The organism is Enterovibrio baiacu, assembly GCF_004120195.1.
Taxonomy (GTDB): domain Bacteria; phylum Pseudomonadota; class Gammaproteobacteria; order Enterobacterales; family Vibrionaceae; genus Enterovibrio; species Enterovibrio baiacui.
The window spans coordinates 189,142-203,530 of sequence record NZ_SCHN01000008.1 but is presented as its reverse complement, the minus strand read 5'-3'; the positions used below and the strand labels follow the sequence as shown (position 1 = coordinate 203,530).

Annotated in this window: 14 protein-coding genes; 2 read left to right on the top strand and 12 right to left on the bottom strand. The window is 39.7% G+C overall.

Annotation, left to right across the window (positions count from 1 at the left end):
* Nucleotides 1-104 precede the first annotated feature (104 nt).
* Both EQP46_RS07815 and EQP46_RS07810 read left to right on the top strand, forming a co-directional pair.
* On the top strand, nucleotides 105-1,982 hold the full coding sequence (locus EQP46_RS07815) for a polysaccharide biosynthesis protein (RefSeq protein WP_129493111.1): 1,878 nt from the start codon (nucleotides 105-107) through the stop codon (nucleotides 1,980-1,982).
* Complete coding sequence (locus tag EQP46_RS07810) at nucleotides 1,979-2,722, top strand: glycosyltransferase (RefSeq protein WP_129493110.1); 744 nt, start codon at nucleotides 1,979-1,981, stop codon at nucleotides 2,720-2,722. Before EQP46_RS07815 ends, EQP46_RS07810 begins: the two co-directional genes overlap by 4 nt.
* A 14-nt stretch (nucleotides 2,723-2,736) precedes the next feature.
* On the opposite strand, the gene EQP46_RS07805 is transcribed toward EQP46_RS07810, so the two are convergent.
* The 12 genes from EQP46_RS07805 to EQP46_RS07750 all read right to left on the bottom strand — a co-directional run bounded on the left by EQP46_RS07805 (nucleotide 2,737) and on the right by EQP46_RS07750 (nucleotide 14,384).
* Nucleotides 2,737-3,636: a glycosyltransferase family 2 protein gene (locus tag EQP46_RS07805; RefSeq protein ID WP_129493109.1), complete on the bottom strand. Its 900-nt coding sequence runs from the start codon at nucleotides 3,634-3,636 to the stop codon at nucleotides 2,737-2,739.
* A 138-nt stretch (nucleotides 3,637-3,774) separates the two neighbouring features.
* Nucleotides 3,775-4,875, bottom strand: coding sequence for a DegT/DnrJ/EryC1/StrS family aminotransferase (locus tag EQP46_RS07800; RefSeq protein ID WP_205685923.1), 1,101 nt, complete (start codon nucleotides 4,873-4,875; stop codon nucleotides 3,775-3,777).
* The gene (locus EQP46_RS07795; RefSeq protein WP_129493108.1) at nucleotides 4,875-5,495 is read right to left on the bottom strand and encodes a GNAT family N-acetyltransferase; all 621 of its coding nucleotides are present in this window, start codon (nucleotides 5,493-5,495) and stop codon (nucleotides 4,875-4,877) included. The genes EQP46_RS07800 and EQP46_RS07795 overlap by 1 nt, the downstream gene beginning before the upstream one ends.
* Nucleotides 5,495-6,406: a transketolase family protein gene (locus tag EQP46_RS07790; protein WP_129493107.1), complete on the bottom strand. Its 912-nt coding sequence runs from the start codon at nucleotides 6,404-6,406 to the stop codon at nucleotides 5,495-5,497. Before EQP46_RS07790 ends, EQP46_RS07795 begins: the two co-directional genes overlap by 1 nt.
* Nucleotides 6,403-7,212: a transketolase gene (locus EQP46_RS07785; protein ID WP_129493106.1), complete on the bottom strand. Its 810-nt coding sequence runs from the start codon at nucleotides 7,210-7,212 to the stop codon at nucleotides 6,403-6,405. The genes EQP46_RS07790 and EQP46_RS07785 overlap by 4 nt, the downstream gene beginning before the upstream one ends.
* A 10-nt stretch (nucleotides 7,213-7,222) precedes the next feature.
* Nucleotides 7,223-8,536, bottom strand: coding sequence for a lipopolysaccharide biosynthesis protein RfbH (rfbH, locus tag EQP46_RS07780; protein WP_129493406.1), 1,314 nt, complete (start codon nucleotides 8,534-8,536; stop codon nucleotides 7,223-7,225).
* On the bottom strand, nucleotides 8,529-9,617 hold the full coding sequence (gene rfbG / locus EQP46_RS07775) for a CDP-glucose 4,6-dehydratase (protein ID WP_129493105.1): 1,089 nt from the start codon (nucleotides 9,615-9,617) through the stop codon (nucleotides 8,529-8,531). The genes rfbH and rfbG overlap by 8 nt, the downstream gene beginning before the upstream one ends.
* A complete protein-coding gene (gene rfbF, locus EQP46_RS07770; protein WP_129493104.1) occupies nucleotides 9,617-10,393 on the bottom strand; it encodes a glucose-1-phosphate cytidylyltransferase in 777 nt (258 codons plus the stop codon). The genes rfbG and rfbF overlap by 1 nt, the downstream gene beginning before the upstream one ends.
* A gap of 20 nt (nucleotides 10,394-10,413) precedes the next feature.
* Complete coding sequence (locus tag EQP46_RS07765; RefSeq protein ID WP_129493103.1) at nucleotides 10,414-11,373, bottom strand: FAD-binding oxidoreductase; 960 nt, start codon at nucleotides 11,371-11,373, stop codon at nucleotides 10,414-10,416.
* Between the two features lie 37 nt (nucleotides 11,374-11,410).
* Nucleotides 11,411-12,364: a glycosyltransferase family 2 protein gene (locus EQP46_RS07760; RefSeq protein WP_129493102.1), complete on the bottom strand. Its 954-nt coding sequence runs from the start codon at nucleotides 12,362-12,364 to the stop codon at nucleotides 11,411-11,413.
* Nucleotides 12,361-12,756 carry a GtrA family protein gene (locus EQP46_RS24605; protein WP_420841369.1) on the bottom strand — a complete coding sequence of 132 codons (396 nt, stop codon included), beginning with the start codon at nucleotides 12,754-12,756 and terminating at the stop codon, nucleotides 12,361-12,363. Before EQP46_RS24605 ends, EQP46_RS07760 begins: the two co-directional genes overlap by 4 nt.
* Before the next feature lie 14 nt (nucleotides 12,757-12,770).
* Entirely contained in the window at nucleotides 12,771-14,384 is a 1,614-nt protein-coding gene (locus EQP46_RS07750; RefSeq protein WP_129493100.1) for a hypothetical protein, read from the bottom strand.
* Between the last annotated feature and the right edge of the window lie 5 nt (nucleotides 14,385-14,389).

Sequence of the window (14,389 nt, the reverse complement as noted above, 5' to 3'; positions counted from 1 at the left end):
GATAGTGGCGAGAGGCAGCAAACATCCCTAGAATGGCAGACATAGTAGCCCGGAAACTCGATTCAACCTTGGCTTCAAAAATATAACGAGAATAACACCCAAGCATGTTTACACCTATCCAACTTCTCCTGAGCGCTCAACGCAAAAATAAGCGCATTATCAGTATCATCTACGACTTACTCGCGGTAACGTTTTCACTTTACTTCGCGATGGCGTTGAGGCTAGACACATTCAACATTTCCTTTGGACTGGCCGAAATCGCGTGCTTAGTGATAACAGGAAGTGTGACCGTCTTTTGCTTCATCAAGCTAGGCATGTATAGAGCGATACTGCGCTACATGATGATGCCAGCAATTGGGAACATCCTGATTGCGGTAATATTGTCTTCAATTACGCTCGCCCTCAGTGGTTTTTTCCTACAAGCGTTTATCCCTAGAAGCGTCCCTTTTATCTATTCTGGCATAGCAATGATAATGCTAGGCGCCCCTCGCATAATCATAAGAACAATTTATCATCACTACTACCGCCGTCAAAAACCAAATGTTTTTATATACGGTGCGGGAAGTACTGGACGAGAATTAGCCTATGCATTGATTCAGGGTGACGAGTACCATCCAGTAGTATTTCTTGATGATGACCCTGTAAAAAATGGACAGATAATCACCGGTGTTCGTGTGCACCCTTCAGAAGAATTCGACCGACTACGATCATTGTATGAACCTGTTAAATTACTTTTAGCAATCAATAACATTAGCCAAGGCGAGCGCCTACGACTCTTAGATAAACTATCTTTTTGGCCAATCGAGATACAGTCCGTCCCTTCCGTTGAAGATATAGCCACTGGCAAAGCACTAGTAACAGAAGTTCGCGATCTTGACATTGGAGACCTATTAGGCCGAGAACCCGTTGAGCCCGACTTAAATCTTCTTAGCAAAAACATATCAGGCAAAAATGTACTAGTCACCGGAGCCGGAGGCTCTATTGGCTCAGAGCTTTGCAGGCAGATTCTAACGCAATCACCAGCAAAACTCGTTCTGTTTGAATTGAATGAATATAACTTATATGAGATTCATCAAGAGTTAAGTAGCTCAGCCAGCAGACAGAAACTTAGTGTTGAGATTGTAGCCGCATTGGGCTCAGTTCAAAAAGAGAACCGAATGACCAAACTAATGGTCAACAACAATATAGATACCGTCTATCATGCTGCGGCTTACAAGCATGTGCCTCTAGTAGAAGACAACATCATTGAGGGAATTCGAAACAATGTATTTGGTACGCTCCATTGCGCGAATGCAGCTATAGAGGCTAGCGTTGAAAACTTTACGCTGATTTCGACCGATAAAGCCGTTCGCCCAACCAATATAATGGGTGCCAGCAAACGTATGGCAGAGTTAGTTCTCCAGGCTCTTGCCGATAAGGGAACATCGACTTGTTTTACCATGGTCCGGTTTGGGAACGTTTTGGGCTCTTCCGGCTCAGTCGTCCCCCTATTTAAGAAACAAATACGTAAAGGTGGTCCAGTCACTGTTACTCACCCAGAAATAACGCGCTTTTTTATGCTCATTCCCGAGGCAGCACAATTGGTAATACAAGCCGGAGCAATGGGTAATAATGGGCAAGTTTTCGTTCTGGACATGGGAGAGTCAGTGAAAATTGTTGACCTAGCTCAACGCATGATCCGCTTAATGGGGATGAAAGAATACTACGACGACAATAGTGATGATGGTGACATTGAAATCCAGTTTACGGGATTGCGCCCTGGTGAGAAACTCTATGAAGAGCTGTTAGTAGGAGAGAATGTCGAAGGGACAAGTCATAGAAAAATAATGACGGCGAGTGAAGATAAACTATCTTGGGATGAAATGTCAGTATTGCTAGAGCGCCTCGATCATTATTGCCACCATTTCGATACTGACTGTATTAAGGATATTTTGCTAACCACACCTACTGGCTATAAACCTAAAAACGGCGATCTTTCATGAAACTGTTTGTCTCTGTAATCAATCACGGTCATGACAGCTTGATCACCGCTAACGATACGCTCGCTAACCTCGCAAATAGCTATAACGTTGTGATTCGTTCGAACACAACACCGTCAGCAGCACTGCAGAAGTATGCAGATGATGCTGGAATTCACTTGGTTTGTGGAGAGAAACCTCTCGGATTCGCATCGAACAACAATGCGGTTTTTAAGTATTGCCAGGAAACGCTGGGAATGGTGGCTGAAGACTATTTCTTGGTGCTTAATCCAGATGTGGAAGTGCTTACTGATAGTGTCACGCGCCTCGTAAAGCAGGCACAAAAATATCAAGCTGACATATCCACAATAAACCTATTTACTGATAGTTTGTTGATGACATATGACAATTCAATCCGCCGCTATCCGAACCTATTCTCTCCATTGAAATCGCTGATAGGCTTAAAACGGAAAGATATTTATGACAAGAGTCAAATCACTGCACCACTAAAAATCGAGTGGGCTGCAGGTTCATTTTTACTATTCAAAGTAAATTGTTTCAATGAACTCAAAGGATTTGATGAAAAGTACTTCATGTACTTTGAAGATGCGGACATATGTACTCGAGCAAATGAAAATGGCTTCAATGTCTACTATTTCCCTAACATTAAAGCCGTTCACTATGCATCTCATCAAAATAGAAAGCTACTTTCCATGCATTTTATTTGGTACTTAAAGAGCTCACTTCGGTATCAACTATCTTAAGCAAGGTAACCTTTCTACAATTGGCAATCTCTCTTATGAGCCAAACCATCTTTTATCCCTCGAAAGAGGGATTTAAGGTGTTCACATTTCTCTTTACTCATGATACTGAGTAACAGTTGATGAACAATGGAGAATGTAATTTCTCTAAAAACAACGAGTCGAGGAATATAAGTATACCGACCTAGGTAAAATGAGTTTCTTATTCTGTAATATCGACGTTTTGCGGAATGTACTGGAACTCTCCACTTAAGGACTTGTATATTATCCATGCCAATCTCATGTTCCATCTCCAACTTAGGAGAGACCAATATACTGATTCCCTTATTTTTGGCTCGCATACACCACTCAGTATCCACGTAATCTATAAATAGCTCATCATCCATAAGCCCAACTATATCGAGCGTTTTCTTCCTTACGCACATGCCAGATGAGATAATACATGAAGCATCTGTTGGCTCTTCACTTTGGCTTGCGAACAGCTTTTTCCTTACTCCATGCCGATTAAATCTGACAATTGGGTACTCGAACTTAAAATGTCGATGATAAAATACAGGACCAAGAATCAAGCCCTTATCTTTCGTTGCCTCCAGTTCTGAGAACTCCAACTCAAGACGTGTTAAGTAGTCATTATCTAACGTTGAATCTTGATCAAAGAACGATACAAGCTCGTCATCATTTAGATGGGACAGATGTTGAATCGCTATGTTCTGAGCAGTAGCAATTCCAACATTCTCACTGAGTGGGATTAATTCAACATTATCAAAACTTGAAGTAATTGATTTAATTTCACTTATATTATCGCTTGCATTGTCTACCACTTTGACCTCCTTGAATGAATTAACATTCTCAGATATTAAGTTAGATAGCAGGGCAATATTGGGGTTGTAAGTTACAATAACGGATGAAATTGACATATTACAACCTAGCTAATTCAATAGTGAAACTCACGGAAAAACAAAGAATGAAATCAAAAAAAACAGTCACATCACACACACGCTTGTTACGAACTAACCAGTGCAACATAGTATAATATGTTGCACTGGGATAGTAGGTTACAGCAAAGATTTAATAACTTTAGCTACATGCTCTTGCTGCTCTAAAGTTAGGTTGTGTCCACTTGGCAAGTTTATAGCACTTTGGCCAATACGATCTGCAACTGGGTTTTCAATCGTTCTGTGGAACATTGGCAAAGAACTGAGTGGAGAGAATACAGGTCGAGAGTCGACCAAGTTTTCTTTTAGTTTGTTCATAAACTGCTGGCGCTTATCATAGTCAAAGCCAAGCAACTCAACTGAACTCATCCAATGGATACTCTTGCAACCATCAAGTTCACTAGTGACTTGTACAGCACCACAATCTGAGAGCAAGTCTTGATAGATCGCATTAATCTCGCGTTTTCGATCTACCAACTCTTCTACACGCTCCATCTGAGCTAAGCCCATAGCCGCTTGAAGGTTTGACATTTTGTACTTATAGCCTACTTCAACCGATGCTAAAGGACGACTCGGATCACGACCATGATCATTTAGAGATTTAACTCGTTGAAAGATTTCATCGTTATTAGTAACAAACATACCTCCTTCCCCTGTGGAAAGAATTTTTGCACCTTGGAAACTAAAGCCTGCTGCGTCACCAAAACTACCCGTTTTCTTACCATCAATTTCAGCACCAATCGATGGGGCCGCATCTTCGATAACCTTTAGGTTGTTATCGCGAGCAAGCTTCATGATGGCAGGCATGTTGGCAGGATGACCGTAAAGATGGACAGGCATAATTGCTTTAGTCTTTGGACCGATTAATCGAGCAGCGGACTCTATGTCCATACACCAACTGACCGGGTCTATATCACAAAATACTGGTGTCGCCCCCACATAAGCAACAGCTGAGGCCGATGCTACCCAAGTAATCTCAGGGACAATGACTTCATCGCCAGGTCCGATACCACAAGCAAGCATTGAAAGGTGCAATGCGCCAGTACAACTAGAAGTAGAAAGGCTATGCTTTACATCAACATATTCTGCTAATGATTTTTCGAATTTTACTAGGTATTTATTCCAGTCGTTGTTCCAGCCATTTGTTACTGCATCAGTAACATAACTAATTTCTTTCTCTGTAATACTAGGGCCAGCGGTCAAAATCATTTCATTAATCATTAATTTAGCTCCATAACAATAAAACATCGGTCAACACTGTCGTCAGATTCTACCCACTCGACATAATCAGGCATTGTGATTTTTTTAAACGTAATAATATCTATCGGTTTAAAACCGCAACGCCTATAAAGTGAGATGGCTGGCACGTTATCCGAAAACACTCTCAATTTAATATTTCTAGGCTGAATTTCGTTTTCAATCCAGTTTACTAAAGCATTAGTAACAAAGTAAAAAAGCCCTCTCTGCTTATAGTCTGGAGATTTGATCACATTATCAACTTCGCATGAGTTTTCTTCGAAATTAAAACTAGATACGCCAATGTGTCCAATTTTTTCTCCATCATGACTTACGACCCAAAACATAAGTCGATAAGGGTTGTCTAGCACTCCCTTTTTTAACCACGTTTCAGTTCCAGATTCTGTTACTTCGAAAACCTTTAGAAAAGCGTGCTCTGAATACCTTCGCCAACGGCTTAAGAGATTGATACTTTCTGCATTACCGATGTCAGATTTGGAGAAAGGAACCAACTTACAGTCAGTTCCTTTTACTTCAATTTCAAAGTCCCTGTTCTCTTGATGCTCTTTAATGAGCTTTTCTATTCTTATTGCAAGTTTGTCCATTACTTGATCTTCTTCACAAGTTCATAGATTGAGGTGCTATCAATACCATTGACTTTTCTCAGATATTCTTGACTGCCGACCTCTGAAATTAATTTGTTATCAATAGCTAATTTTCCAAGCTTAACAGTGATACCGTTATCAACTAAAACCTCAGAAATAATACTCCCCAAGCCGCCATTTCTTTGATGTTCTTCCACTGTAATAACAACGCTGTATTTGGATAGTATCTCTACAACGTACTCGTGATCAAAGTAGCTGATTGAGTGGAAATCTAAAATAGAAGCAGGAATTCCAGCTTCTTCTAGCAAGTCTTTGGCATCAAAGGCTTCGGATACAATACTTCCAACGCCAATTAATAATACGTCAGCTTCTTTAGACTGATGATGGTCCGGTTTTCCTAACTCAAACATTGAAGGCTGCGCTTTTACTGGTACCGCTTTCTCCAGCCTTAAATAGCCAACTCTTTCACAATTTGCTAATGCCTTTGTTGCCTCTTTAGTATGTTCTGGATTTGATGGGGCGATCACTTCTATGTGGGGCACAGCGCGCATGATGGCTAGATCTTCCGTCGCATGATGTGACATGCCTAGCGCACCATAGGTAAAACCTCCACCTTGCGAGACGAAATTAACGTTGAGATCATGATAGCAAGCATCATTACGAATTTGTTCCAAGCATCTCAACGTTACAAAGTTACCAATGGAATAAACAAATACTTTTTTACCTGCTTTTGCTAAACCAGAGGCAATACCAACCATAGATTGTTCAGCAATACCAGCATTAAAGTACTGTCCCGGAAACTCCGCTTCAAAAGGCTCAAAAGTACCGAAGCCGAGATCACCCGTAACTAAGACAATATCTTTATCTTCTCTCGCCAATTCGGTCAAAGCCGACATAAATGCAGCTCTCATAACTTTGAACCTCTTGCAATATCGTCATGCGCAATTTTTAGTTGTTCTTCGTCTGGGAACTTATAGTGCCAAACCACTTCATTCTCCATGTAAGAAACACCCTTGCCTTTAATTGTATTTGCGATAATTACTTTTGGCTTACCAGACAGTTTGCTATCAATAGCAGAAAGTAGCGCGCTATGATCGTGCCCATCTACTTCTATACAATACGCTCCAAATGCCTCAAATTTTTTGTCCAAGGGATCAAGTGCCACTGTTTGCTCTGTATCTTTAAAACTCTGTAATCTATTACGGTCTACAATAATTGTCAGATTATCCAACTTGTGATGAGCAGCAAACAGCAGCGCTTCCCAATTTGCCCCTTCCATCACCTCCCCATCACCAACTAACACAACAGTTTGGTTATTTCTCTCATCAATTTTGGACGCAAGAGCGAGGCCTGCAGCAACCGGTAAACCATGCCCAAGTGAGCCAGTCGAAAATTCAACACCCAAAATGCCTTTGTGAGATACATGACCACTAAACGGCGACCCATTTTGATAATGCTTTTTTAAATCTTCTAATGGGAAAAATCCACATTCAGCAAGTGTCGCGTATAAAGAGGCACCACCATGACCTTTACTTAAAACAAAGTAGTCTCTGTCTGGGCTATTTATTGTTTCAGGTGAAACGTTCAAAACACCAGAATACAAAACCGATAGTATATCTACCATCGATAAAGCAGAACCTACATGAGAGCTTTTTCCACGGTGGACCATATCTACCGTGTGCCTTCTAACTCGATTAGCTAAGCTTAGGGAATCCATAACTCAACCCTTAAAAATTTAAGCCAAAGAACTCTTCAAATTTTTCAATCACAAAGTCTAAGTGTTCCTTAGACAATCCAGGATAAACACCAACCCAGAATGTATTATTCATGATGAGATCCGTATTCGTTAAATCGCCAACGACGCGATATTCGACACCTTCAAAGTAAGGTTGGCGAATCAGATTTCCCGCGAACAAAAGCCTAGTACCAATCTTGAATTGATCTAGAAATTTTAAAAGCTCAACGCGACCAATTCCGGTTTCTGGCTTTATGGTAATTGGAAAACCAAACCAAGAAGGCTCTGATTTTTCCGTTGCCTCAGGGAGTATTAGAAACTCTTCACATGAAGCTAGTCCCGCTTTTAAATACTTGTAATTATCTTTGCGAGCTTGAACGAGGTCTTCCACTCGATCCATCTGAGCAAGCCCGCATGCTGCTTGCATATCGGTGATCTTAAGATTGTACCCAAGATGAGAGTATGTATATTTATGATCGTATCCATCAGGCAAAGAACCAAGTTGCTGGTCAAAACGTTTGCCACAAGTGTTATCACAGCCTGGTGGGCAATAACAATCTCGCCCCCAATCACGGAACGATTCGACAATTTTTCTTAGCTCTTTATCCTTAGTAAATACCGCACCACCTTCACCCATAGTAATATGGTGCGCAGGATAGAAACTTAGTGTTGCAATATCACCATACTGACCCACCATCTTTCCGTCGTAAGTTGATCCAAGCGCATCACAACAATCTTCTATGAGCCACAAATTGTATTTGTCCGCGACACGACGAGCTTCTGTGAGATCAAATACATTACCTAATGTATGTGCCACCATGATTGCTTTCGTTTTAGAGGAAACAGCAGCTTCAATCATTTCTGATTTAATTTGGTATGTCGGAATATCTACATCAACGAAAACCGGAACTAAACCATTTTGAATCGATGGGTTTACAGTGGTTGGAAACCCAGCAGCTACCGTGATGACTTCATCTCCAGGTCTTAGTTGGCGTTGTCCTAACTTAGGCGAAGTCAACGCGGTCATGGCGAGGAGGTTAGCGGATGAACCGGAGGTCGTAGTCAGTACATAAGGAACACCTAAATATTCGCCAAGGCGTTTTTCAAATGCGTCGTTGAAGCGACCAGTCGTCAACCAGCCATCCAGAGAGGCATCTACCATCATTTTCAGTTCATTTGAACCAATAACCTTACCCGATGGTGGCACGACACTTTCGCCGCCAACAAATGCTTTTGGTGCGTATTCCAAATCTGCATATTGCTCAACAAGTTCAGCAATTTGTTTTCTAAGTATTTCTTTAGACATCATTTTTCCCCGATCTTGCAGCGATATAATCATTGATTTCTTTGACTGTGTGTTTATTCATATCTTCCTTGTTCAACCACGCCTTATGCCAAGCAACTATTTTTTCTAAGGTAGTCTCAAGATCCCAAACAGGTTGCCAATCCAAACGCATTCTAGCTTTTGAACAATCCAATTTTAAGTAGTGTGCTTCATGCGGGTGATCGCCTTCACTCAAAAACCAATCAGCATCCTCGCCCCACTTGCTCGTTAGAGACTCTACAATCCACTCGACTGGTTTAGCATCTTCTTCCTTTGGGCCAAAATTCCAGCCTTCAGCGAACTCACAACCATGGTTGTACAATCTTTCTGCAACGGTGATGTAACCTGAAAGGGGCTCTAAAACATGCTGCCAAGGGCGAATCGCATGAGGGTTGCGAATTTCAACATCTCGCCCTTCAGAGAAAGCCTTAAGCATGTCAGGAATCAATCGATCGTCGGCCCAATCCCCCCCTCCAATAACATTACCGGCCCTCACTGATGCAAGTGCACACCCATGCATTGCATAGTTATTTGGATTGAAGAAAGATTGACGATAGGAAGATGCGACTAATTCGGCACATCCCTTACTGTTACTGTAAGGGTCATAACCTCCCATCGCTTCATCTTCACGATATCCCCAAACCCATTCGCGATTCTCGTAACACTTATCAGAGGTGATGTTTACTACTGCCTTCACTGAGCCTACTTGCTTCACAGACTCAAGTAGATGTACTGTTCCCATGACATTGGTCGAATACGTATCAATGGGTTCCTCATATGACAAACGAACCAGTGGTTGCGCTGCCATATGAAAAACTATGTCCGGTCCAAATGTGGCAATGGAATGACATAGCTTATCGAAGTCTCTTATATCGCCTTCTTCATTCTCGATATCATTCCCAACATTGGCTTCTTGAAATAAGCTAGGTTTAGTGGGTGCAGGTAGAGAGTAGCCCTTTACTATCGCTCCCATTTCTTTTAGCCATATAACTAGCCAGCCGCCTTTAAAACCAGTGTGCCCAGTAATAAATACCTTTTTTTCTTTCCAAAATTCAGGATTCATTATTTAGTCCACGTTTTCCAATGAGCTTTATTCTGAGCCCATAGGCCTTCAAGATAAATTTTGTCGCGAAGTGTATCCATGGGCTGCCAAAAGCCATCATGTTGATATGCCATCAACTCGCCTTCGCTGGCTAACTCAATTAACGGTGATTGCTCCCAGACACAATCATCTCCACTAATATATTTCAGAACTTCTGGCGACAGCACAAAAAAACCACCGTTAATCATCGCACCATCTCCCTTCGGTTTTTCGCGAAAACTATTAACTTGGTTATTCGTCATATCTAATGCACCAAATCGACCTGGAGGATAAACCGCAGTTAAAGTCGCTTTCTTTCCATGTGACCTATGAAACTTGATTGTTTCACTAATATTTATGTTGCTTAGTCCGTCACCATAGGTGAAACAAAATGCTTCTTCTTCTTTTAGGTAATCTGCAACACGGCCTAGGCGTCCGCCAGTCATTGAGTTTTCGCCTGTATCAACGAGAGTAACTGTCCAAGGTTCAGCGCGTTTCCGATGTACTTCCATTCGATTGTTATGCATATCAAAAGTGATATCTGACATGTGCAAAAAGTAGTTAGCGAAATACTCTTTGATAACATAGCCTTTGTAGCCACAACAAATAATAAAATCATTTATTCCATGCGATGAATATTGCTTCATAATATGCCAAAGAATAGGTTTTCCACCTATCTCCACCATTGGCTTTGGCTTTACAGAGGTTTCCTCGCTAAGGCGCGTGCCTAAGCCTCCCGCTAAAATTACCGCTTTCATTGATAGCTCCATCTAATTTGTTATTTTGAAGGTATAAAAGCATCTGAATGGAATGCATCCTCTGGCAATCCATTTTGGACAAACAGCTTTTGTGCGCTTTCTATCATTGACAAAGAGCCACAAGCGTATACGTCAAAATCGTTTAACGTGACAAAATCTGACAAGCATGCATCTTGAACATATTTTGCTTCCAACATTCCCTGAGACAGAATGCATTTAAACTCAATATTACTGTGCGTCGCTGCTAAGTTGTTTAGTCCGGTATTATACAAATCACCTTCATTCCTCATCCCCCAGTAGATAAAGACAGATCTTTTATCTGAGCGGCTAATTAAGTCTTCAACCATAGCTTTAACTGGTGCTATCCCAGTACCAGTAGCGACAAATATAATAGGCTTAGTTCCCTCTCTTACGAAGAAACTCCCCTTGGGCCCTTCGAGTCTCATTAGTTGATTACATTGCAATTTATCAAATATAAACTTAGACATTTCTCCGGACTCTACACGTCGAATATGCAACTCAATTTCATCATTATCAGACTTTGAATTGGCTATTGAGTAGCTTCGCTTTACACCTTTATAACTAAGATCGATGTACTGTCCTGGAAGGTAGGAAAACTCTGATTTGGGGGGTAATCTAAGTTTAAGTATCGCAATATTTTCAATCGGGCATTCCAAAGCACTAACTTTACAAGGTAGTGTTTTTATAGATATATTTTCCAACTCGGAATAATAATTTGCCTTTATAATCACATCTGTTTTGGCTTTCGACTGGCATAATAAAATTGTTCCATCTCCCACTTCCTTGCTTTCTTCATTTTCAACTATACCGTCTAAAACTTCAGCTTTACATGCTCCACAACTTCCAGTTTTACAACTGTGTTCTAAATGGATGGCATTTAATAGAGCGTCGTCCAAAAGGTTGCTATCGCTGAGATATTCCATACCAGATGGAACTACTTTAATATTATACTGAGCCATTTAATAACCTATAGATCACAATTATCAGATTTTAGGATTAATCTTCATCAAAATTCACCCTTTCTTTCTCAACGACCAACGGAAGATTTCTAATATGAGTTAAAATCATACCAATGTATTCTCCCAAGATTCCCAAAAAGAAAAATAACATTGAAGCAACTAACGAACCGCCAACCAATAGAGGTGCAACACCTAGTGTAAAAGAATCCCAAAATAATAGTTTAGCGATCAGAAAAATCACGGCAGATAGGAAAGTTAATGAACCAAATATTAACCCCGAAAAAGTCATAATCCTTAACGGTAGTTTGGAGTGTTTTGTCATTGCGAGGAGTGCTTGGTCGAAAAGACCATATACTGACGCTTTTGACTTGCCTCTTTTCCTTAACGGTTGCTCAAAGTCTATTGTACATCGGGAAAATCCAAGCTCACAAACGATACCTCTAAAATAAGGATAAGGATCTGATAGTCCTTTTAAAGCTTTGATAACCTTCCTGTCAAATAAACCCGCGCCTGTAGCATCATTTTCTAAAGGTACTTCGCTTATGTAACTAAGCATTTTGTAATAAGTCTTACGAATTTTCTGCATTAACCAAGACTCTTTACTTTTAGGTTTTTTTGCCAGAACTATATCGAATCCCTTCTCCCACATGTCTATATAATCTGATATTAATTCAGGTGGATCTTGCAGATCAGAAGCAATAAGTATTACTGCATCGCCGGAAGCAAGTGTTAGGCCATAATATGGCGATCGTACTGGCCCGAAATTTCTGACATTCACGACCAACTTTATATTTTTATCTAAGACTGCTTCGCTCTTGATTATTTGCACAGTGTTATCATCTGAAGCATTATCAATAAATATGTGCTCATATTCATACTTTTCAATGTGTTTCATCGTCTCTCTAATTCGAGAGCATAATTCAGTTATGTTCCCCTCTTCATTATAGCAGGGGGTAACTATAGATATCTTCTTCTTTTCACTAGACTTCACTTGAACACCCACTTATTCATTAAGAACCAGTTAACAATCACTACTGGGAATAATACCAAAATTTGAGAAAAGTATGGATTATTGCCATTAACATCTATCAAAAAGTGTAATGATACTATATTGATTAGATACGCGATCACATAAGAAAAAGTGAATTTTATCGCGTTTCCAGTTCCAATTTCAGAATGAAAAACCAATCTCCCAAAAGAAAAGTAATTAAATATAACACCTAAAAAAGTGGCAATCAAAACAGAGAATTGGTAACCAAATCCAAGAAATATAAAAAGCGCATATATGGAGTAACCAAAAATAGTATTAATAAACCCTACAATCAGAAATCGGATTATACGAAGCTCAATTGAAATCGTAATTTTTAAAATTTCTTTATCCATTGCAAAATTGAACATCAATTAAAATCCACTGCAATTTTTTTGTACTTTTCATCATTTAAAAATACAAGAAGAACCACTTCCTGTTCAGAAGGAATAGTGTTTTCTATAAATACATCGAAGCCGGACAGAAGAAACGTATTATCACGGAAGTGGTTTGCTACATCAGCTCTTGGAATGCCTGTCGTCGCAGGGAACATTTTATCTCCTATCAGCACGACTAAGTTTCTAATTTTGCTACGATTAATATCATCTATAATCCATCCAGCAATTTGAATGTTACCCCCATTGGTTATCACTCGGTCTAATGAATATGTTATAGGGGTGTCTGTTTCTTCATAGCTAGAGTACATGCTATTCAGGTCTTCGTAGGAAACAATTTGATGCTGACTACAATCAACAGTGAATACATTGTTCTCTTTGGCTTGATTAAGCATACTTTTGGCATACTTTTGATCTGGGTCTACGAGAAACCGACTGTTGAAGTGACCGCAATAGTTTTTTGAAGAAAGTATCATTCGCTCTTCTTTGGCAAGCAATTCGAGATTGCCCTTACTAAAATTAGAAATGAAAAGAGAAAATGACATAAAACAAAGTAAGGTGAATACGGACAAAGAATAAGTTCGATTTTTCATTAAATCGAAGCAAATCATAAACAATGAAGCCATCAACAGCATTGAATATATGGTATATCTTGAAGATAGAGCTTGCTCTACACCAAAGCCTACTCGCCCATAAGAAATTGCAGCCAAAAGCAACAGGATGAAAAGAGAATAAAAGTAGAATATGCCCTTATACTTCATAACTGTAAGGGCAAGCATGCTAGTTAATATGCAAACACCCAATACTATAGAGGTAATAGAGTTCTGAGTAATACCACCAACAATAGTTAGAAAGTATAATATTAGGTCACCGATATCCTTCATCGAAAATATAGCAGTTGAATGCGCCTCAACAGACTCATAATCGAAAAAATAACCAACCAAGGTGATACATAGAAATATAAAAACCGGAAAGATTTCTTTATATCTTTTAAGGAGAACGGACTGATAAATCAGTATTAAGAAAATAATCAGCAATCCGCCGGATGTAAAGGATGCCAGAACTGCAAATAGTATACTTTTTTTGATATCACATTTATCATAGTAACTAATAGCAAGAAGAGAAAATAGCAATCCACCATAAAATTGGACTGTGGCAGCCCCCCAAGAAGCAACTTCCCAAGAGCTTAAGTTTATTAAAATCAGGAGTATAGATAGGAAATAGATTCTACTTCCAGGAGATATAGCATCATACTTTTTATAATAAAAAAGTATGATACCTGTCAGAAATGAATAACCAACAGCTAACTGTATCGTGAAAAGGTAGCTAGATGATATATAAGATGAAAAGACACTAACCAGGTTATTTAGAATAACTTTGTGCTCATTGTGCTGAGCTTGCAATAAATAAACCTTCTCGTTTGAATCAAAAAATTCGTTCAAGAATCGAAGCGTGCTATTAAAGTCATCCCAATAAGGAAAATTATAAGAGTGACCAAATATATACGTTACGTATACGATGTAAACAGTCAAAAATAAAAACGGAGTATAGTACTCGACATTATTTCTTACCTTACTAAAAAAATCCATTTACT